Origin of the sequence: Paenibacillus sp. An7, from assembly GCF_009870785.1 — a bacterium.
In the GTDB taxonomy this organism is placed as follows: Bacteria; Bacillota; Bacilli; order Paenibacillales; family Paenibacillaceae; genus Paenibacillus.
Genome location: NZ_WTWX01000001.1, coordinates 51,052 through 72,939, shown reverse-complemented (window position 1 = coordinate 72,939; position 21,888 = coordinate 51,052). Strand labels below are relative to the sequence as shown.

Genomic DNA, 21,888 nt, shown 5'->3' with positions numbered 1-21,888 from the left:
AGAAAAGGGCGAATGTTGGCTATCATTAGAAGGATGTAGCTATCATTTCGCTCTTTTTTGTTATGTATTAATCAGTTTTTATTGCAGTATAGGAATTTTATACACTCTCCTTATTTGATTTTTAAATTACTTATCATGTAATTTATGGTTTATTTGTATGTTACAATTTGTAGGTGATTATCATATGAAAAAGGGGCTGTATTCCTATGCCAAAAATTCTTAGCTGTTATCCAGAAGGTAAGCTGAAAGCACTCACGATGAGCTATGACGATGGTGTCCTGTCTGACAGGAGACTGGCTTCGATTTTTAACAAGAATGGAATCAAGGGAACCTTTCATATTAACTCAGGGATGTTTGGCGATACAAGGTATCGGGCCAGGCTGAGTGAAGAAGAATCTCTCGAAGTGTATCAAGGTCATGAAGTGTCCGTACATACGGTTACTCATCCTTCGATTGCCCGCTGTCCTAAGGAGCAAGTCCTCTATGAAATCATGGATGATCGAAAGAATCTGGAACGGCTATTTGGGTATCCGGTTAGAGGAATGTCTTATCCTAATGGTTCGTACAGCCAGGAGATTATCGAAATGCTGCCTGTTTTCGGAATTGAATATGCAAGGGTAGTGCAGACAACGGGCGGATATCAGCTTCCAGAAAACTTTTTGGAGTGGAAAGCCACCTGTCACCACAATCAGAATCTGATGCAGTATGCCGAGACGTTTGTATCTCTGCCTCCAAAGAATATTAATCTGATGTATGTATGGGGTCATAGTTACGAATTTGATGATAAAGACAATTGGGATGTCATAGAACAGTTCTGCGAGTATATTGGCGGGCGAGAAGATATATGGTATGCCACGAATATAGAGATCGTTGATTATGTAAAGGCATACAAGAATCTTAGATTTTCAGCAGATCAACATTTGGTCTTTAACCCTTCTGCTCAGAGTGTGTGGATACTGCTCGACGAGCAGCCAGTTAAAATTCCTGGGGGAGAGACTCTAACGTTATTCTAATTATATAGCCTGATTGGTAAAAACAGAAATTTGACGAATATACTGGTAGCTACTGTTGTTAATGGAGTAATGCAAACGGTCCATGCGATGAGAAGGGAAGAAACAATCCTAGCGGTAAAATAAAATAGGGTCACCTCTTGCTTAGAAGCAGGGGTGACCATATAAGTAAACTATCTATTCTGAATATCGCTTAGAAATCTTATTTTTATGTGATAGAAAAATATCTTCAAGAGAAATATTATACTTATTTGCTATAACAGTGAGATTGCCTAGAACATCGCCTAATTCCTCTGTTAACTCTTGTTTCTTATCCAGATATGAACTGGATAATTCATCGGGACGATCTCTACCGATTTCCAAATCTCTTATAGCGCGAGCCACCTCACCCGTTTCTTCTGCTAAAAACCCAATACGAATGAAAATATCTAACTCAGACCATCCCCTTTGTTCATAGTATAGCTGAACCCACTTTTGAAATTCTCTTACATCCATATGTATTCATCCTCTCTATCGCACAGTTTAGTTTAACATATAATAAGTTGTTTGATACAATATATGGTATAAGGGGGAGAGTTAAATGAGAAAAATAGCTGTATTTTGTGGATCAAGCGATGGAGCAAGTATTGAGTATAAGGAGGCGGCTAAGAGGTTAGGAGAAGAATTAGCGAGACATAATATTGGCCTTGTGTACGGAGGAGCCAGTGTAGGGGTCATGGGAGCAGTAGCAGATGCGGTCTTAGAAAACGGGGGTCATGTTACTGGCATCATGCCTAGGTTCCTAGAAGAAAGAGAGATATCCCACAAAAGTTTAACAGAACTCATTGTAGTAGAATCCATGCATGAAAGAAAAGCGAAAATGGCTGAACTAGCAGATGGATTTATCATGTTACCAGGCGGTCCAGGTACTTTGGAAGAGTTCTTTGAGATTTTTACATGGGCTCAATTAGGGCTGCATCAAAAACCTTTTGGTTTTCTGAATGTGAATCGATATTATGATCCGCTGTTAACCCTATTTGATCATATGGTGAAAGAGGGCTTTCTACAGGAAAAATACCGAGGAATGGCGATATCTTCGGAGGATATAGGAGAACTGCTTCGATTGTTCCAGAATTATGAACCTCCTGCAATAAAAACATATATTACACAGTCTCAGACGTAAAGTTAGGCAAGTATGAGTTTAGAATCATTTAAGGGGGAGTCTTGTATCGCTTCCCTCTTAAACTTTCTTTTTAGAGTATTCTCTAGATGGGGATTGAGGTTTCACCTCATCCGTAACCCATCATAGGGAGATGCTCTTTTTTTATTAGTTGAATCAATTTTATAGTACGTCCAAGGAGGTGAAAAATGATAATGTATCTGATCGCACAAAAAAATGTCGAGATTATTAATCAGCTCATTGATACTTATAGACAATCAGAAATGTTTTTTTCACCAGAACAAAATTCTGATTTTCAACAGAAGATAAATATCACAACCATAAAATCGATACTAGAACAAGTTCTCTCGAATTGTGAGCTTCAAGATCTGAAAACTATTTATGCGGTAGCTTCCATTGGAATTCACGAAAGAGGGGAAAGACATTATTTTTATAATAATACGGTAGAAATGATTGTAATTGATATTAAAGAGAATGAGGAAGAACTGCTAAATAAGCATAGTAGGTATATCGCGCTGCTTACGTATGAGGATTTAATAGAATACTTTCTATCGGTAGTAACCCTCGCTCCCGGATTAATTGAGGGAATGAAAATCCTAAAACTGACATGAGGTGATTACTATTATGATTATTGCAATTATGATACATGATGATCCATTTTACTATAATGTAATCGATGAGGTTGGTACTAATTTAGAGAAATTAAAACATGAATTTGATAGCTGGATGAGAACGATCGAAGGAAATCACCCATTTAGAATATATACAGAGTTTGTGGAAAGTGATGGAGAGATATCATTTGCTGATTATGTAAATGTGTTTGGTCCAGATGATTTTATCGGCTGGCTTAATGTTGACAAATATAAGGATAAAGTTGCAGTTAGGGTCAAAAATACTGGTGATATCGTGCCAGAAGCAACAATATCTTTTTAATTGGTGTTGAAGATCACAGCTAATATGTAAAGTCTAGTAGTAGGTAAAATAGAAAAATAACCAGAACTTGGTTCAGTTCCGGTTATTTTCTTTGTATATATTTTCGTGTTTTATTGTGTGATCTTTACAATCCAATCATTTCCTTAGTCTACTTTGACTAATTGCCATTGTTGATTAAGATTACCGCGGTAAAGGTTCTGCTGTAGCTTCGCCCCGTCAGCCGTTGAGGAGCCAGCTACCTCTACAGCCTTATTGCTATTCATATTAAGGATGCTCCAATACCCGCTGCTTAGTTTAATTAATCTGAACTGTTGCGCAGTATTGCCTAAGTCCTCCCATAACTGAATCGGTTCCCCGTTGTTTTTCGTTCCGTTTCGTACATCCATGACTTTATGATCGGTTGAACTTACACTGCTAAGTTTGTAAAAATTGTTGTAAGTGCCTAGGTCCTGAACTACCCAGCGCTGAGCTGTTGCATTATTATCAGGCCACTGCTGAAGCTGTAGTCCATTTGTGTTCTGACCTCCAGGCACGTCAATGGCTTTACTAGAAGCTCGATTGATTAGTTTATAGGTGCTGCCGGATGTGATTCCGTTCCAGACCCCATTCCAAGGGTTCATCTGCGCACGCTCATAATACCATTCGAAAATAAAGCGAGCCATGCCATCCCGAGAAGTGTTTCCGTCATACAACAAACCGGCCGTTGGGTCTGCAAAAGTACTTCTTGGGCCTGTGCCAAGCAAAAACCCATTCATATGAACGGCAATACTGACATTGCCTGCAGTCGTGAAGATTGCTTTTGTGTTTTTGCCAAAACCTTCATTGGAACCATTAAACAGCTCCCAATAGGATGAATCTCCAGGAAGTGTTTTGAACCAAGTTGTTTCTGTAATATTAATAGGATATTTATCAGCACAAGGCTTGATATTGGTATCCCATTGCTGTTGCAAGGTTGTATAGTCATCTTTGGCACCATAACCTGGATACCAGTGGACAGAATACCCGATGTTGTTCAGCGGATCGGTTAGCGGGTGAGATGCACACAGCTGATAGTACTGATCCCAGCCTAATCCTGCAGCCCAAATCACATTATCTGCACCTTTGCTTCGTATCGTTGAGATCATGGAGTTCTGGAAATCATTAAGTGCGCGCCAGTGATCTACAAAATCAGATTGGCCTGGATGACCTCCCCATTTTCCGTTAGCATAAGACAGCACTGGTTCATTAACGAGTTCAAACATCACGTTATCTGCACTCTTAATCTTCGGCTCAGAGGCAAGATAGCCCCAGATTTGATTGAACTTATCAAGATTTTCTTTCGTGGTGGCTTGATTGTCTTTCAGTGTAAAATCGAGTCCGATTGTTACATAAACGCCTCTAGTCTTGGCATATTCAATATAAGGAATAAGGACGTTTTGCGTAAATGATTGTGCACCAGCAAAATTGTATGTGCCTGCTGCAACATCGCCCATGTCCTCTCTGTCGATAAATAGGCGAACCTGATTCATATACCATCCATGGCTGTTTCCATATTTCGGAGAAGTGTCGGTAAACGTATTCGTAATATCCTTTAAATATTCCAAAATTGCTGCATGTCGGTTACCGCCGTTACGATCTAAATAGTAATTACTAGCCTGGTAAGTCCAGTAGGAGCCCCCTGGTTGATGCCATCCATTTAATAAAACCGTTTGGCCGCTGCTGTTTACCAGCTGGTTTCCACTAACGTGAAGCTTTGGTGCAGGCACACCTTCCCATGCATTTGCCGTCTGTCCGTTCAGTAATATCGGGATCATAAGGGTTACCACGAGCAGGCATTTTACTGTCCAGATCATACTTCTCCTCTGCATTAATCAGTCAACTCCTTCATGATTTTTTGCGTTCCAAGTATGTGTGACTTTGGCTGCTGGATATAAGGAAAATCACCTCCATTTCTAAGAGTATCTAGTGCAGATATCATCAAAGCAACTAGATAACCCAGTATTGTATGCGCTTGCAAAAGGAGTGTACAATCTTATTAGAGAAGATAACAACCTGTCAAAATATTGATGTGTGATAGATTCATGATTCAAACCAATATTGGCAGGTAGGCGTAAATGAAAATTACAGATACAATAATGGGATGAACGCGTAAACCGGCACACCAAAAACCATTATGATTACTTAGAAGATCCCTAATAAAACGCAATCGAAAGGATGATGATACATGTCTAACTCTGCACAGGATTCAATGAATGAAGCGAAGGGTCCGACAGCACCGCGCGATCCCTCCCAAGTTCCTTCATCTTTGGATGAGCCTGCAATTGATTTTGAATCACAAGCCTATCGTAATATGATAGATAAGTCGCTTTTAAGCAAAGGAAATAACTATAGACTGAAAAAGGCAATTGAGAAAGCAAAACGTGGTGAGCCTGTCACGGTGGCTTTTATTGGAGGTTCGATTACTCACGGGGCGGGTGCAGTGCCGCTTCATCTAAATTGTTATGCTTACCGGTCATATGATCTATTTAAGCGTATGTTCGCTGGAGAAGATGAGAGCTCCGTACGCTTGATTAAAGCAGGTGTGGGGGGGACGCCCTCAGAGCTTGGGATTGTCCGTTATGAACGAGATGTGCTGAGAGATGGTGCAGCCGAGCCGGATATCGTGATCATAGAGTTTGCTGTAAATGATGCTGACGATGAGACAAAAGGGAATTGTTACGAAAGTCTTGTCCTTAAAGCACTTGGTGCAGAAAACAAGCCAGCGGTCATCTTATTGTTTAGCGTGTTTGAAAGTGATTGGAATCTTCAAGATCGGCTCGCTCCTGTCGGCTGGCATTATGAGCTGCCTATGGTTAGTGTGAAGGATGCCGTAGTAGATCAATTTCAGTGGACCAAGGAACAAGGAAACGTCATTTCTAAAAAAGATTTTTTTTACGATATTTATCACCCAACGAATGCAGGGCATCAGATCATGAGCGATTGTCTTGGAAAGTTATTTGAAGAGGTCGACCGATCTTTACCTGACATAGAAGATGATGCAAGTGGGAAGCCGCCGCTGATCGGAAATGATTTTGTAGACATAAAACTGCTGGATCGCCTGAACGGCGACCATATTGCTGTAATTGATGAAGGTGGTTTTCAGGAGGTAGATACTGATCTGCAGAAGGCAGAGATGGATGATCATTCGTTTGGTACTATATTATTTCCTAATAATTGGATGCATACAAGCACATCAGATAAACACTATTTTAAGATGACCTTGCGAAGCAAACGGCTCATCATGGTTTTTAAAGACTCGGGAAATGAGGATTTTGGAACTGCAAGTATTTGGGTCAATGGTAAACGGGTAAGGACAGCGGATCCGCATAAGGTGAATTGGACTCATTGTAATGCGATTTTATTATACAATGAACAGGAAACGGATGAGCATACGATTGAGATTAGAATGGAAGAAAGACAGGAAAATAAGCGATTTACAATCCTAGGATTCGGCTATGTTTCATAAGTAAAGGTTACCGCGGTACTGCAAGTTTGATATAATAGCCCACAGAGAGGGGGATAAACATGTACACGGTAGAAAGTTTAATGAAACAATTAGAAGAGCTGAACATTGATAGGCAAGGTACGTTATTGATACATTCTTCGATGAAGAGTATCGGGCCGGTCGAGGGCGGTGCAGAAACAGTTTTGGATGCGTTTTCAGGATATATGAAGGACGGTCTGTTGGTGCTGCCAACCCACACATGGTCGTACATAAATGGAGATAACCCAAGATTTAATGTGGAACAGTCACCTTCCTGTGTTGGAATCCTGCCTGAGCTTTTTCGTAAACGGCAAGATGTTGTGCGTTCCTTACATCCTACTCATTCGGTGGCAGCATTAGGTCAGGATGCAGTAGAGTTTACTAAGGATGATCATCGGTTTGATACTCCATGTGCTAGAGGTTCCGCATGGGGAAAACTATTAGATCGAAAAGCGACTATATTATTAGTTGGGGTCGATTTAAAACGCAACACCTTTGTTCACGGAGTGGAAGAGTGGGTGGACATACCAGGCAGATTAACCGATACCCATGAGATGCTTTACACCGTTTTACCCGATGGAACCGAAATTTCTGTACCGTCCCGCAGACATTGCGGGTTATCGTGGTCAGAGCATTTTTGGAAAGTAGATGAGGTTCTTGAAAATAACGGTGCGATGGTTAAAGGACAGCTTGGAGATGCCACTGTCAGGGTATGTGATGCAGCTAAGACGGCGAGCATCATCACTGAAATGCTTGAAGCAAATCCGGATTTATTCTCAGATAATAACCCCTTGGATCGTGAGTACTTATTAGTGAAGTCCGTTCAGTAATATTTAAATATCTACAATAAAGCTATAGAAGAAAACGTAAAAAGCAACCACTTTATTAAGGTGTGGTTGCTTTTTATCTGATTATTTGCTCATTTAGTCTTAGATTGGTACCGTTTAGCACCATGTACGAATAGATATGAACTTTTATTGTAACGCTTCGAGTACAGCTTCGATTTCTTCAACTGTGAAATTCTCTAGCGCCATTTTTTGTAGTTTCTGTTTGTTTTCTTCGGTAAGCCCTTCAGATGCGATTTCCTTGACATATTTTAGATCAGATACGGATACTCGGCTGACGACGAATTTTAAAGCCTCATCTTGATTTTTGAACACCGCATCCTCTTTGTCCTCTTTATTATCTTTAGAGGAGGTTTCTACTGTGTTATCTTTCGCAGTATTGTTTGTTGAATTGTTCGTGTTCTTAGTTATATCTGAAGTATCATTTTTGGTTAAGCCTTTAATCTCATCTTGAGTTATACCTTTGTTTTCATTTGCTATATTTTTTAAATCGTTTGTTAGATTTTTGGAGTCACCTGTTAAATACTCTTCTTTCAATTGATTAATTGCTTGTTCTACTTCCGGCTTAGCTAGTTCTGCTGATATTTGATTTGCAGCCGTATGAATTACGGTATCATATGCCCACTTTCCTCCGAAGAAAAGCACAACAAGACAAGCTAGAAGGATGATCCAAGTTTTCTTCTTACGCATAAAAATCCTCTCCTTATTCAACGATCATACCATACATTTTAAGCAAGATAGAAGTCCTTATAGTTTGTTTTATCTATTTAATACTATTTCCTCAATAATTGTAAGTAGAATCTATGAAAAAGGGATATGATTAGAGGGTTGAAATAAGCAAAAAGAATAGAAAGAAACCTAGGAAACTAATTGCATGGAGATGTTAATGAGATTAATAGTGTCTTGCAAAGATTTGATAGTATAGAGGAAGCAGAAAAAAGAGGGAATTGATCGAACTAATCGATAAGAATAGAATAAAAAGAGTACGAATAACAACTAAAGTTATTATTTGTACGCCTTTATATTTTCAACTGTTATAGCAAATCTCATTTCTATAGAATAAAATGCGAAGAAAGATCTAGTTATATACGTTAACTTAACCATTACCGCCTTGGAAGGAAGGATATTTCGTCATTCCTCCGTCAGCAAAAATGGTAGTACCCGTCACATAGCTGGATTCGTCTGAAGCTAACCAAGCTGCTACGGATGCAATTTCTTCCGGCTTCCCAATATAACCGATCGGTATCAGATCTTGAACAGCGGCTCTCGATTTTGGATCTGCAAACTTCACCGCATTAATTGGGGTTTCAATAGCACCTGGCGCGATATTATTGATTCGGATACCTTTAGGTGCAAATTCAAGTGCCAGTGTTTCGGTCATTAATTTGACGCCGCCTTTGCTAGTTGCGTAATGAACAAAATGAGGCCATGGAATCTGCTCGTGAACACTAGATATATTAATTATTTTCCCTTTAATTTGATGGTCCAGCATGTAACTGATCGCTTCACGGCATCCTAAGAAGGTACCGGTCAGATTTACATCCATTACTTCTTTCCAGTTCTCGAGTGTCATTTCTTCCGATGGAACTTCGTTCTCAATTCCCGCATTATTAACCCAAATATCAACTGACCCAAAGCTTTCGTGTGCGCTTTGTATCAGTGCTTTTATATCCTCTTCTTTTGAAACGTCGCCTTTCTGACTGATCGCACGGCCTCCATTTTGGACGATTTCTTGAATGATTTCTTTCACGTTTTCTTCTTTGCTGTGATAATTAATGACTACATTTGCTTTCTCCCGGCCGAATCTTAGTGCCATTGCTTTTCCTAATCCCGTAGATGCACCCGTAATGATGACTGTTTTGCCTTCCAATTCTGTATACATAGTAACCTCCTGAAGAATGAATAAGTTTAGCTGTCTATTTATTATTAAACTCTTTACATAAAAGTAAGCAGTTTAGCTTTGAATTTTAAAGATCATGAGGTATTGTGATTCTGAAAGCAGGCTAATTTTAAAAAAGTATGAAGAAATATTCATCCAATTTTCATCCATTTACACACAAAACATGGAACGTATTGGTAGATTTATGATTCTACTTCTATTATCATAAGTCTCAAACAGGAGAAAGGGTGTGTAGATAAGTGGAACGTGAATTGGCGCTTGAGATCGTTAGGGTAACCGAACTTGCAGCATTGGCTTCTGCTCCTTGGATGGGCAGAGGTGATAAGAACAGTGCGGATGAGGCAGCGACTTTGGCGATGCGCGCCATGTTCGATTCGGTGTCTATTAAGGGAACCGTAGTCATTGGAGAAGGTGAAATGGACGAAGCGCCCATGCTCTACATTGGCGAAGAGGTTGGAAACAGTGAGGGTCCTGAAGTGGACGTTGCAGTCGATCCTCTGGAAGGGACGGAAATTGTAGCGAAGGGACTTAACAACGCACTCTCCGTTATCGCAGTTGCGAATAAAGGAAATTTGCTTCATGCGCCCGATATGTACATGGAAAAGCTCGCTGTTGGTCCTGCACTTGTAGGAAAAGTAAGTATTGAGGATCCCATAGATGTGACCATTCGCAAAGCTGCTGCAGAGTTAAACAAAAATATTTCTGACCTGACCGTAATGATCTTGGATCGTGATCGTCATGAGAGCATTATCAAGACACTACGGAAGGTGGGCGTTCGAATTAAATTTTTGAGTGACGGTGATGTGGCAGGAGCCATGGCACCTGCATTTCCCGAAGCAGGTATTGATATCTATGTGGGTTCAGGTGGAGCACCTGAAGGAGTACTTGCGGCAGCTGCGTTGTCTTGCCTTGGCGGCGAAATCCAGGGAAGACTCATGCCTGCTAATGCGGATGCATTTCAGCGCTGCTTGAAGATGGGAATTGCTGATCCTTATCGAGTGCTTACGATGGAGGACATGATCGGCAAGGACGATGTTATTTTTGCGGCTACCGGAGTGACCCCTGGTGAAATCCTCGGGGGAGTACGATATCTTGCTGACGACAGAGCGGAGACACATTCCATTGTCATGAGAGTCAAAACCAAAACAATTCGCTACATACGAACACAGCATTTCCTTCCAGGGAAGGAAGTACTTCATAAGGTTAGAAAAGCACAAGCGGCAGAGGAATCGGAGGAAGCGAGTGAACTTAAGCAGCAGGTGAATGTACAAAAAGAGGAGAGTCTCGCTGAGTCATTGAAAGTAACAGTAAGAGAATCAGGACAAGGGCCAGTGATAGAAACAGCGAAAAAAGGCTGATGTTCAGACCTGTTTGAGTATGGAGCAGAATATGCGTTTGTGGTCTTCGAACATTAGAATTCCTTATTCTATAGAAGAAGACCATAAGCGCTATTTTTAATAATAAAAGGTTCACGATGGTACAATCATCTTGCTTATACTTTTCCTTGCTTGTAGATCTCAAATTAGAAAGGTGGGCTGCACTGTGAAAATGATGTGGAGAATATATGTGTTATTATTCATTGTTTTATTCGCGGGTTATTATTGCTGGATTCAATTGATGCATAGCACTTTTAATCTGTTCAGTATTACCGGTATAGTATTGCCACTTATCTTATTGATTGCATTATATATGGTCAATCGGAAAGCAGGCAGTTGGGGCACCCATGCAGCATTAGTGATATGTTTAACTATTTTTGCGGGAGCTGTGTACCAATTATGGGTGCATGAGCAAAAATCACATTTTACGATGGTTCATTGGGTAGCTGAGCCGGAGAACCGTGTTTGGATGGTAGACGACCTGTTAGCAAAATACGACTTTGTTGGTATGGATGCATTATCGATAGAATCAATACTTGGCAAAGAAACGGAAACTGCCTATTTTCAAGCACCTAATCGGTCGGTGTATTATCTTGGCAATGAGCGTGGCTTTATTTCTATTGATAGTGAGTGGCTTGTGTTTGATTTTGACGAACAAGATAGGGTGACGAATGTAGAAATCATGCGGGATTAGAAACGCTTCTTTAAATATTTCGTAGAAGGAATAATAAAGTAAGAATTTCAATCGTTTTATTAGGAGGAAGCATTATGAAGTGGATCTTGTGGAGCAGCTTGATTCTTGTCATTGGCGGTATTGTATTAAATTTTTATTTGGAATACTTCACTCTCGCATATGCACTAATGGGAGTTCTCTTGTTAGTTATCTCAGGGTGGGGAACGATCGTACAAGTGAAGAATAGTGTCAATTCGGAGATGGATCAATATAAGAGAAACACATACACTGATGATGTTGAAAGATACACGAGATGAACAGAGAGTAACGTGAAAAATACTTAAAGAAGAACATTAGAAAAAATGATTTATATTTCATTCCTTCTCAATGCATGAACTTAAAAGGTTGTTTATCTTAATACATACAAAACGAAGTCGCTAATGGCGGCTTTTTTCTTATTACTCTGACACTAAAAACAATTTCATACAACCTTTAGTTGCTATAATCTGTGCTGGATCTAGAAGAGCATGTTTCTTCTTTAAACATATAGTTACAATTTCACCATTTCCATGTGTGTTATGTAGTTGATTCAGATTATATTTAAAAAGGCGAGATATAACATAAGAGGTGGGGGATTGTATAGTGACAAATCAGATGATAAGAAGTATAAGATCTTTATTTCACCACAAACCTAGAAAATTAGCTTTTAAAATATCCTTTTCTTATTTCCTGGTCATTTTAATTACCGTCGGTTTCAGTTACTTGGTCTTGTATCAAATAACTACCAATTCAGCTCAGAAAAAAGTAAATGAGGCATCACTGCAGACCATTACTTCTATACAGGCAAATGTGGATTTAATGATCGACAACGTAAATAACTATTCCAAAATGATATTTTCAGATCCTAACCTGCAAAGCTTGTTAAGGCAAGGAAACGTCTATTCCAACCTTCAACTCCAGTCTAAAGTCAGCGCTTATTTGTACAATCTTATGCAAGCGGTTCCAGTGATTGACTCTGTTCATATTTTTGATAATTCAGGCCATCGTTTCTCAGTAGAGACAGAGGAATCACCGTATTTAACGGGAGTAAATTTAGACGATGCTCCCTGGTATGAGCAAGTGGTACAAAATAAAGGAAAGTATATGCTGAGATTAAATGGCAGCGGAACTTTTTCAGAGAGTGATCCTGATGGAAACTTCGTATCCTTCATTCGTTTGATTCGGGACATAGACAATACATCTCGTCTTGGGATTCTTGTTATTAATATTAAAGACGATGCTTTTGTACAGGCCTATTCTCATTTGCTCCGTCAAAACCTGCTTGAAATTGCTATTTTAGATGAAAACAATGAGATCATCGTAGCTGATTCCGCTGAAGCTCAAAGTGATGCCGTCTTTAAAGAAATCCTTGCAACAAACAAAGACCGATTTGAAGAGCAATTTCAGCAAAACAGATCAGGAGTCCTTACAATGAGTTTGAATTCACAGAGATATACGACTTCGTATGTTTTGGGCGAGGAGAATCAATGGAAATTTGTGAGCATCACACCGTACAATACGACGAAGTCTACCAATAAATCGCTTGTTCTTCTTGCGCTGATTTTGCTGGTGGTTAATGGAGTGATCTTCTTTTTGAGCTCATTTATCATTTCACGCAGTATTATTAATCCAATTCATAAGCTTCTTCGTTCCATGAACAGGGCGCAAAGCGGTAACTTTATGAAAATAAACGTAGAGCTTAATAGTTATGAATTTGAACAACTATATAACGGATATAACCACATGATAGAAAAAATTGATCAACTGCTCAAGCGCATGATGGAAGAACAAAAAACAATTCGGAAGGCAGAACTAAATGTACTCCAGTCCCAAATCAAACCGCATTTTCTTTATAACACGCTGGACTCCGTATCTTCACTCGCCATGTTGGGATTAAACGAACAGGTATGCGAGCTGGTTGAAGCTTTGGGAAGCTATTACCGCATCAGTGTGAGTAAAGGACGAGAGGTAATCACAGTCGGTGAAGAAATAGAGATGGTTCGTAATTATTTAAAAATTCAGGAGGTACGTTATCAAGATGCGTTTGAGGCACAATTTGATGTAGATAAAAACAGCTGTCAGTCCCCGATTCCCAAACTGATTATACAGCCATTGGTTGAAAATTCGCTTTATCATGGGATAAGGCCCAGTGGAACAAAAGGTACAATCCGAATCAGTTCACGAAGTGCGGAGGATGTAGTAATAATAACCATATCTGATGATGGGATTGGCATGTCGAAAGAACAAATTGAGGAAATTCTTACTACGGAGAGAAAGGGAGAAATCAAGAGTTTTGGACTATGGGGAACGATGGAACGATTGCGTATATTTTATGGCAACAAGGATTGTATACATATTAACAGCGTACCGGGGAAAGGAACACATATTACACTTACGATACCGAATGGAGTGGATACCTCGTGGGAAAATTGAAAGTTTTAATTGTGGATGATGAATATCTGATTCGAAGTCTCCTTAGAATGCGCATGAATTGGGAAGAGCAAGGTTTGATCATTATAGGTGAAGCTTCAAATGCTCAGGAAGCCCTGGATATGGTAGATAAACAGAGACCAGACATCATTTTCACAGATATTTATATGCCCTATATTAACGGAATTGAGTTTAGCAGCAGAGTGTTAAAAAAATATCCGGACATTAAAATTGTCGTTGTTACTGGTCATGATGAATTTGAATACGCACACCAGAGTATTAAAATTGGAATTTCTGACTTTATTCTTAAACCGATTCGAGCTTCCGATTTACTCCATGTTACCGAAAAGTTAAAACGTATAATTAATGAAGAACGTAGACGGGATCTAGAACTGGAGAAGCTGAAGCAAGAATTGGAGCAGAATTTTCCCTATCTCAGAGAAAAATTTCTATATCAATGGCTTAAAGGAACTCTTTCTATAGAAGAAATTCATGAGAAAGCCGAATTCTTTAGATTTCCTATGTTCAACTGCAGAGCCGCATACCAGCTAGCTATTATAGAAATCTCTACATCCCAAGAGAAGCAGACGGAGGAACAACTGATTCTGCTCGGAATGGAATGCAAAAAACGAATAGAGGCATTTTTTTCACGAGATTCAGAAGTGATTATATTATCCGAAACAGAGGGCCGTATTGTAATTATTTCATTTAGCGGAGATGGAAGGATTGTCGACGATTGTGAGTCCCTTAAATTAATTCTCATAGATTCACTTCCATGTTTCGTAAACATCGGAATTGGGAGAAAGCGCGGCAATATCGAAGAAGTTCATCTCAGTTATCAAGAAGCGAACAGGGCACTTCATTATAAAATTTTTGCAGGTCATAATCAGGTGGTCTGCTTCAAAGATATCATGGAAGGCAGGGAAGATCATTACCGATCTAAGCCAGAGGTTCTTCAGGAGCTGCATTTCTATATCAGCGTCGGTTCGACAGAAAGGGCGGCTCAGATGTTAACACAAATATTTGATGCTTCATTTTCCAGTGCAGGGCAGTTCCGTACGGCGGCCATGGATGTGATTACAGAGTGCCAGCGCGCAGCGATGGAGCGGGGCATCGAGGACGAGCATACGTTGAATACAGAGACACTCGTTTCCATTCTAACGGCGGATAATCTGCCAGAACTAAAAAGAATACTCGAAAGTTACGTTCTTACCATTTCAAATATTATTAACATGAAGAATCAGGTCAAAGCAGGTAATCTGATCAGTCAGGTGAAAGCGTACTTAGAGAATCATATGAGGGATCCTAATGTGGGACTTGCAAGCACCGCTGCTGTATTTTTTATCAGCCCAGGACACTTGGGAAGACTTATGAAGAAGGAAACGGGTCAGACGTTTGTCGAGTATCTTACAGATATTCGCATGAAAAGAGCAGAGCATCTACTGAAAACGACCGATTTAAAAGGATACGAAATAGGAGAAAGGGTAGGTATCATCGATCCGCATTATTTCAGTGTCTTATTTAAGAAAACGATGGGAAGGTCTATGAACGAGTATCGAATCGGTAAATGATAAAGGGAAAGATGTTCGAATTTTAAAAGGGAATGTGCGGATTTTGAATGGAGTAAACATGGGAGCTTCCCTATAATGTCCTTTAGAAGCGTAAAAACACTTAGGGAGGTCAGAAAATGAAAGCGTTATTAAAAAAATCAATGAGCCTCGTTCTGGCAATGGGGATTGCAGGCAGTCTCGCTGCCTGCTCTGCTGGTTCATCCGAAGGTAAATCAGCAGACAAAGATGCAAGCGGTTCCATAAAGCTGACGCTGTGGGATCAGTCCGTAGGAAATACGGATCCGTCAGCGAAGCTGCTGCCTGAGATCATCGAGAAATGGAATAGCGAACATCCAGATATCCAGGTTGATCGGTCGGGAACGACAGGTGAGCAGTATAAAACGAAAGTAAAGACTTCGCTCGCCGCAGGCGAAGCGCCTGATCTTTTTTACGGTATGGGAGGCGGCAGTTTTATGCAGCCTTATATCGAATCAGGCAATGTTCTGGAGATATCCAGTTACTTAACAGATGACATTAAGTCGAAGATGGGACCGGGTATGGCGGAAGCCATTGAAGTGGATGGCAAAATTTATACCCTGCCGGTTTACACGCATATTGCTAATCTATACGTGAATACCGACTTATTTGACAAAGCGGGTGCCAAAGTTCCAACGACTTATACGGAACTGCTTGAGGCCGTAGAAAAATTGAAAGCGGCAGACATTACGCCTGCTCTTATTGGAGAAAAAGACCGCTGGCCGGGCATGTACTGGTATGACATTATTGCGATGCGGCAAGCTGGAAATGAAGCTGTGATCGAGGCATTTAAAGATCCATCCAAATGGGACTCTCCTGAGTTTGTGGCGGCTGCAACCAAAATGCAAGAACTGGCTAAGGCAGGCGCCTTTAACAGCAGTATGTTCAGCATGAGTTATGATGAAATGCTAGGCGCGTTCAACGCAGGGAATGGAGCTATGATGTTCCAAGCCAACTGGGTTAATGCGGGGATCGAAGACCCGTCCTCGGCTGTAAAAGGGAACGTCCAAGTGATCCCTTTCCCAACTTTTGAAGACGGCAAAGGTAAAAGTACGGAAATATTCGGCGGAGCCGTTGACGGTTTCTATGTCAGCAACACCACGAAGCATCCTAAAGAAGCAGTTGAGTTCTTGATGTATTTGAGCGAGCAGCTTGGAACACAGGGATATCTTGCCGGCGCAGGACTTCCTAGCTGGAATATTGATGGACTGGATACTTCGAGCCTTTCCACTCTCGATACCTCTGCCGCAGATATCATGAAGACAGCAACTTCGTTTATTGCATGGTGGGACAATATTCTCCCAGCAGATTCTGCAGAAACACACAAAAACTTAATCGCTCAACTTCTCGCAGAAGACATCACGCCTCAAGAATTCTGCAAACAGATGGCACAGCTTAAACCAACAGAACTGAAACTTTGATCCGTGAATAAACCCAAATGAGATGTGGTCAGGGACTTTCCCTGACCTTATCTTTGAGAGGAGAACGATCAGCATGAATTCGGTATTTTCTAACAAGAAGGCCATTATGATATTTGTCCTGCCTACCCTTCTATTATTCTGTACAATCGTATTAATTCCGATCGTTGTCTCTGCATATTACAGTTTACTGGATTGGAATGGCATCTCCAAAGGTACGTTTATTGGACTGGGCAATTACACGCAGATGTTTCAGGATCCGCGAGCATTAAAATCCATATATAACTCATTGTTGTTCGCAGCAGCCTCTATTTTCATTCAGCTGCCTATCTCTCTTTTACTTGCACTGATCCTGGCATCGTCCGTGAAAGGAGAGGGGTTTTACCGAACAGTATATTTCTTGCCGGTACTCATTTCGACGGTCGTTGTCGCGCAGCTATGGTCGAAAATTTATAATGCGGATTATGGCCTTTTAAATACAATGCTCGAGAACATTGGTCTTTCGAGTCTGGCCCAAGATTGGCTAGGACAGAAGGATACTGCGCTTGCGGCATCGTTTATCCCTACCTTGTGGCAGTATATGGGTTATCACATGTTGTTAATGTATGCAGGAGCGAAGTCGATCTCTCAAGATATATTTGAAGCTGCCAAAATGGACGGGGCTTCACGCATGCGGACTGCTTTTGCTATTACCATACCGCTAATGAAACCGATTCTTAAAGTTTGTCTCGTCTTTTCGGTCATCGGTGCCTTTAAGGTGTTTGATCTGATTTATGTACTGACAGGAGGCGGTCCGCTTTTCTCTACTGAAGTGCCGAGCACCTTGATGTACACGACCATTTTCGGAACGTATCAATATGGTTACGGAAGTGCTATTTCCGTCTTTATCATTTTGGAATGTTTAGTGGTTACTGTTCTTATCAATAAATTTTTCAAGATAGAATAGGAGGGAGAAAAATGAAAACAGCAGAAGTACGATTGCGGAAAAAAACGACATTTATTAGAAACATCATAATACAAGCTTTTTTAATTGTTGTTGCTATTGTACAGATCTATCCCCTGATCTGGCTGGCCTTTTTCTCCCTGAAAGATAATAGTGAAATATTCAGTGGAGATGTTCTAGGGCTGCCTGACAAATTTCTATGGAGCAACTACTCGAAGGCTCTATCAGACGGTAATGTGCTAACATACTTTTTCAATAGTGTGCTTGTTACCTCTGTTTCCATCCTTCTTGTTCTAATTCTTTCCTCTATGACGGGTTATGCAATCACAAGAATGAACTGGAAACTCAGCAGCATAACAATGACAACCATCCTTCTAGGAATGATGGTACCCATTCAGGCAACGCTTCTGCCGCTCTTTATGGTACTTAAGAACTTGCATTTATTAAACACTTATTGGTCTTTGATTATACCGTATGTAGCTTTTGGAATTCCTATGGCAGTGTTCATACTGGGCAGCTTCTATAAAGGGATCCCAAGGGAGATGGAAGAATCGGCGGTCATGGATGGCTGCGGCATTTATAGAACTTTCTTCTCCATTATATTACCGCTCGTACGTCCTGCCATTGCTACTGTAGCGATATTTACGTTCCTATCTTGCTGGAATGAACTTATGTTTGCAGTGACGTTTATTAATAAAGAATCCTATCAGACGCTTACGGTTGGAATGATGTCCATGGTAGGGACTTATATTACACAGTGGGGAATTATTGGAGCCGGACTTATGATTACTACACTTCCGACCGTTATGATCTACTTGATACTCAATAGACAAGTGCAGCAAAGTATGATTGCGGGCGCAGTTAAAGGATAAGACCTTCTAAAGCGAGAATATCTATAGATAGAAATCGATTTCATAATTTGACTAAATAGTTGGAGGACTAGTTATGACCAAGTTATCTATAGTACATAAGGTGTCTACTCAGGAAAAAGTGGTTGCCTTTACATTCGATGATGGACCTCATCCGCTTTATACCAAACAAGTGCTGGACATATTTCGCGATGTTAATGGCAAAGCGACATTTTTTATGATCGGCCAGGAAATGGATGCATATGAGGAGATCGCTAGAGAAGTACATGCTGCTGGGCATGAGATTGCCAATCATACCTTCTCACATCCTGATTTAACCAAGCTAAAGCTAGAGGAAGTGCGGACAGAATTGCAACAGGCAGATGAGAAAATTCGCCATCTAACAGGAAAGCCTGTACTAAATTTCAGACCTCCGTATTTTTCGGTTAATGAGGATATCCTTGCACTCGCGGGGGAGTTCGGATATACCGCTATTGGTACAGTGAACGGTGGAGCAAAGGACTGGGAGCAGCCAGGTGTTGATTATATTTTGGATCATACAAGACCGACCATCGATCATGGCAGCATTTTAATATTCCATGACGGATATGGTGAGCGTGCTCAAACGATTGAGGCTGTCAAGATCCTAGTGGATGAACTTCATCATGAAGGATATCGTTTCTTGACCGTAAGTGAGTTGCTCCATCTTACGAATCACTCTTAAAAATGAAGGAGGAACAGAAGTGATATATTTCTGTTCCTTTTTCTAGTTAGGTCAGTTATTTGGGTAATGTTGATTTTCGGAAAAAGTAAAATCAAGATTACGGATGTCCACATTCCTATGCCAAGTGTCTCGGTCATGACAAAAGCCCGTGACCCGTCTTGAAGTAGAAGAGCTTCAGCGTTTATTTAGCTGAAACCGTGATCCTCATACTACGAAATACAATGGAAAGAATAATGTAAATTAAATTATTAATCCGCTGATCTCGATATAATGATCAGCGGTTTTTTTTGCTTTTACAATCGCAGTCGAATCTTTGGTAGTATCCTAAAATTTATATTTTAGTAATTATGGGACGTTCGCTGGATTTTCCTCCAATTCATTTAAGTAGTTAAATTATGCTATCCTAGCAGAAGTGATGATTGGTTTGCCATAAACGGTGAAAACCAGTCAAAGTTATGTCTGTGGATTGACTGCTAGATAAAGAAAGTGGGGACGATGTTTTGAATTCTTCTGTAACTACCAATGGAAAATTAAATCCGATATCTTTTTCTTTTATCCGGTTTTATATGTTAGCTTTTTTGTTTTTCGCTGCGAATTCGGCGCTGACTATTATTCTCCCCTTGCGGAGTGAGGCTGCGGGATTAAACCAGGCTGAAATTGGTCTCATGATGGGGGCGTACATGTTTACATGTATGCTCCTAAGACCGTTTGCGGCGGGGCTTCTAGGGAAATATGGGCCGCTTCGTGTGATGAAATGGCTGCTGATCTTACATGCTTCAACGCTGCTATTGTTTATCTTCTCTGGAGTGGAAATGTATCTTTGGCTACGGGCACTGCAGGGTGTGGCTACTGCGTTTTTCTCCATGACAATGCAGGCAGGGATTGTAGAAAAGCTGGAGGATAAAGACCGGGCACAAGGTCTGTCGATGTATACCTTGTTTACGATGGTCCCTTCACTGGTCATCCCCATACTTGCTATTCAAATTTGGGAAGATGCAAACAATATCTGGTTTACTGTGCTGATGATTGGACTCGCAATTTTCCCGCTTATCATTGGACACAAGGTGGATTTACCGCAGACTACGTTGCAAAACAAATCATATACGCTGAGAGACATGGTACGTTCATTCGGTGGTATCTGGCGTAGCACCCCACTGTTAGTTAGTAGTGTTGTCATGTTGTTTGCCTCGTGTGTATTTGGGGCAACTGCGACCTTTCTTCCTTTGTACATGGTATCGACCGGGGAAGCGAGTGCGGGAGTGTTTCTAACGATTCAGGGGCTCATTGTGATTTTATGCAGATTCATTTTACGTAAAAAAATCCCGTCAGACGGCAGCTGGAACACCTGGCTAATAGCCGGTCTGCTGTTATGTGCTGCACTGGGAACCCAGCTACTCGCACTAATGGAGACGATAGGAGCGCTAGTTTACCTGTCCGCGGTACTCAGCGGTTTTGCCGTGGCATTTATCTACCCGACATTAACTACCTATTTGTCTTTTGTGCTCCCCTCTGAATCCAGATATGTGCTTATGGGCATTTTTATGTCCTCGTATGATTTGGGTTTCTCTCTGGGCGGACTTGTAATGGGTTTGGTTGTACAGAGCAGCTCGTATTCCATGATGTTTACGATCTGTACGCTTCTTTCCATCATTGCCTTAATCTTGGTATTGGTTTTCAAAGAGCAGATGGAAGCAGGGAATAGGGCCCAATCAGCAGCGCCAAACTGAATAGAACTTATGTAATGAAAGTTGAAAACTCTTATTTGCAATGACTAGCTCCCTTGAAGGCTCAAGGGGGCTAAGTGTGTTTTTTTTTGAGCAAGGATTGTTTTGTTACGACTTAAGTAAAGGGGTGTAAGTTGGCAGAAGCATTGAATTTTGATAATATTTTAATTATAATTAATTAGCATACATATTATTTGTATACATACGAATTAGAAAAGGAGGTTGCCGATGAATCTTAGCACAGAAGAAATGTACGGGTATTCCATAACGAAAACCAGTAGAGCTTTACTTCGTTTTTTAACAGGTCATCTGAAAAGGTACTCCATTACACCTGAGCAATGGACCGTACTAAAAAGACTCTATGAAAATGATGGTATTAAACAAAAAGAACTCGCCTCCATCGCAGACAAGGATCCCGCAACGTTGGCGAAGATCCTAGATATATTGGAACGAGGTCAATTCATTATTCGCAAAACGAATCACACAGATCGGCGCTCCTACTTCATATTTATTACTGAAAAAGGAACAAACCTAAGAAATGAAGTCTATGTTCATTTGGAACACCTATTCGAACAAGTTCTAGAAGGAATATCAAATGAAGAATTAACGATTTTTACTAAAGTACTTCAACAGATTGAGAAAAATGCAACGAACGATATGGATATATAGTTTTGAATCGAGGTAGACAAGATGAATAATCATAATGCTTATAGCTCTCGGCGGCGTGCAAAACACACGTTCCCAAAGAGACCCATGTACAAAGAAGCTTTTCAAATAA

21 protein-coding genes are annotated in these 21,888 nt (G+C 40.6%); 17 read left to right on the top strand and 4 right to left on the bottom strand.

All coding sequences use genetic code 11. The features are described 5' to 3' along the window. Window positions 1-206: 206 nt before the first annotated feature. Window positions 207-1,013, top strand: a complete 807-nt coding sequence (locus tag GQY27_RS00335) for a polysaccharide deacetylase family protein (RefSeq protein ID WP_160031535.1) — start codon at window positions 207-209, stop codon at window positions 1,011-1,013. A gap of 174 nt (window positions 1,014-1,187) precedes the next feature. On the opposite strand, the gene GQY27_RS00330 is transcribed toward GQY27_RS00335, so the two are convergent. Beyond that, window positions 1,188-1,505 (bottom strand): MazG nucleotide pyrophosphohydrolase domain-containing protein, encoded by a 318-nt coding sequence (locus tag GQY27_RS00330; protein ID WP_160031534.1) that lies wholly within the window; start codon window positions 1,503-1,505, stop codon window positions 1,188-1,190. An 85-nt stretch (window positions 1,506-1,590) separates the two neighbouring features. On the opposite strand from GQY27_RS00330, the gene GQY27_RS00325 reads away from it, so the two are divergent. The 3 genes from GQY27_RS00325 to GQY27_RS00315 all read left to right on the top strand — a co-directional run bounded on the left by GQY27_RS00325 (window position 1,591) and on the right by GQY27_RS00315 (window position 3,102). Next, entirely contained in the window at window positions 1,591-2,172 is a 582-nt protein-coding gene (locus GQY27_RS00325; RefSeq protein WP_160031533.1) for an LOG family protein, read from the top strand. A 185-nt stretch (window positions 2,173-2,357) separates the two neighbouring features. Then, entirely contained in the window at window positions 2,358-2,780 is a 423-nt protein-coding gene (locus GQY27_RS00320) for a hypothetical protein (protein ID WP_160031532.1), read from the top strand. Window positions 2,781-2,793: 13 nt separating this feature from the next. After that, window positions 2,794-3,102: a hypothetical protein gene (locus GQY27_RS00315; protein ID WP_160031531.1), complete on the top strand. Its 309-nt coding sequence runs from the start codon at window positions 2,794-2,796 to the stop codon at window positions 3,100-3,102. Window positions 3,103-3,245: 143 nt separating this feature from the next. Here the strand turns inward: GQY27_RS00315 and GQY27_RS00310 are convergent, their stop codons facing one another. Next, window positions 3,246-4,949 carry an RICIN domain-containing protein gene (locus GQY27_RS00310; RefSeq protein ID WP_160031530.1) on the bottom strand — a complete coding sequence of 568 codons (1,704 nt, stop codon included), beginning with the start codon at window positions 4,947-4,949 and terminating at the stop codon, window positions 3,246-3,248. Between the two features lie 356 nt (window positions 4,950-5,305). Here GQY27_RS00310 and GQY27_RS00305 point away from each other — a divergent pair, with 356 nt between their 5' ends. Beyond that, entirely contained in the window at window positions 5,306-6,586 is a 1,281-nt protein-coding gene (locus GQY27_RS00305; RefSeq protein ID WP_160031529.1) for an SGNH/GDSL hydrolase family protein, read from the top strand. Between the two features lie 59 nt (window positions 6,587-6,645). Beyond that, entirely contained in the window at window positions 6,646-7,434 is a 789-nt protein-coding gene (locus GQY27_RS00300) for an AAC(3) family N-acetyltransferase (RefSeq protein WP_160031528.1), read from the top strand. Window positions 7,435-7,578: 144 nt separating this feature from the next. Here GQY27_RS00300 and GQY27_RS00295 read toward each other — a convergent pair whose 3' ends face one another. Then, window positions 7,579-8,139 (bottom strand): hypothetical protein, encoded by a 561-nt coding sequence (locus GQY27_RS00295; RefSeq protein ID WP_160031527.1) that lies wholly within the window; start codon window positions 8,137-8,139, stop codon window positions 7,579-7,581. Window positions 8,140-8,545: 406 nt separating this feature from the next. Continuing rightward, window positions 8,546-9,331 (bottom strand): glucose-1-dehydrogenase, encoded by a 786-nt coding sequence (locus tag GQY27_RS00290; protein WP_160031526.1) that lies wholly within the window; start codon window positions 9,329-9,331, stop codon window positions 8,546-8,548. A 257-nt stretch (window positions 9,332-9,588) separates the two neighbouring features. Between GQY27_RS00290 and glpX the strand changes: the two genes are divergently transcribed. From glpX to GQY27_RS00235, 11 genes are all read left to right on the top strand, one after another. Continuing rightward, complete coding sequence (glpX, locus tag GQY27_RS00285) at window positions 9,589-10,707, top strand: class II fructose-bisphosphatase (RefSeq protein WP_236570414.1); 1,119 nt, start codon at window positions 9,589-9,591, stop codon at window positions 10,705-10,707. Between the two features lie 190 nt (window positions 10,708-10,897). Beyond that, on the top strand, window positions 10,898-11,419 hold the full coding sequence (locus GQY27_RS00280; RefSeq protein ID WP_160031525.1) for a hypothetical protein: 522 nt from the start codon (window positions 10,898-10,900) through the stop codon (window positions 11,417-11,419). A 74-nt stretch (window positions 11,420-11,493) separates the two neighbouring features. After that, entirely contained in the window at window positions 11,494-11,715 is a 222-nt protein-coding gene (locus GQY27_RS00275) for a hypothetical protein (RefSeq protein WP_160031524.1), read from the top strand. Between the two features lie 325 nt (window positions 11,716-12,040). Beyond that, on the top strand, window positions 12,041-13,870 hold the full coding sequence (locus GQY27_RS00270) for a cache domain-containing sensor histidine kinase (protein ID WP_236570413.1): 1,830 nt from the start codon (window positions 12,041-12,043) through the stop codon (window positions 13,868-13,870). Continuing rightward, window positions 13,858-15,438 carry a response regulator gene (locus GQY27_RS00265; RefSeq protein WP_160031523.1) on the top strand — a complete coding sequence of 527 codons (1,581 nt, stop codon included), beginning with the start codon at window positions 13,858-13,860 and terminating at the stop codon, window positions 15,436-15,438. Before GQY27_RS00270 ends, GQY27_RS00265 begins: the two co-directional genes overlap by 13 nt. A 116-nt stretch (window positions 15,439-15,554) precedes the next feature. After that, on the top strand, window positions 15,555-16,874 hold the full coding sequence (locus tag GQY27_RS00260) for an extracellular solute-binding protein (RefSeq protein ID WP_160031522.1): 1,320 nt from the start codon (window positions 15,555-15,557) through the stop codon (window positions 16,872-16,874). A 73-nt stretch (window positions 16,875-16,947) separates the two neighbouring features. Beyond that, window positions 16,948-17,817 (top strand): carbohydrate ABC transporter permease, encoded by an 870-nt coding sequence (locus GQY27_RS00255; protein WP_160031521.1) that lies wholly within the window; start codon window positions 16,948-16,950, stop codon window positions 17,815-17,817. A gap of 11 nt (window positions 17,818-17,828) precedes the next feature. Continuing rightward, window positions 17,829-18,686: a carbohydrate ABC transporter permease gene (locus GQY27_RS00250; RefSeq protein ID WP_160031520.1), complete on the top strand. Its 858-nt coding sequence runs from the start codon at window positions 17,829-17,831 to the stop codon at window positions 18,684-18,686. 73 nt (window positions 18,687-18,759) lie between these two features. Beyond that, window positions 18,760-19,386, top strand: coding sequence for a polysaccharide deacetylase family protein (locus tag GQY27_RS00245; RefSeq protein ID WP_160031519.1), 627 nt, complete (start codon window positions 18,760-18,762; stop codon window positions 19,384-19,386). A gap of 500 nt (window positions 19,387-19,886) precedes the next feature. Then, entirely contained in the window at window positions 19,887-21,113 is a 1,227-nt protein-coding gene (gene cntE / locus GQY27_RS00240; RefSeq protein ID WP_236570412.1) for a staphylopine family metallophore export MFS transporter CntE, read from the top strand. Between the two features lie 225 nt (window positions 21,114-21,338). Then, the gene (locus GQY27_RS00235; protein ID WP_160031518.1) at window positions 21,339-21,779 is read left to right on the top strand and encodes a MarR family winged helix-turn-helix transcriptional regulator; all 441 of its coding nucleotides are present in this window, start codon (window positions 21,339-21,341) and stop codon (window positions 21,777-21,779) included. Window positions 21,780-21,888: the final 109 nt, after the last annotated feature.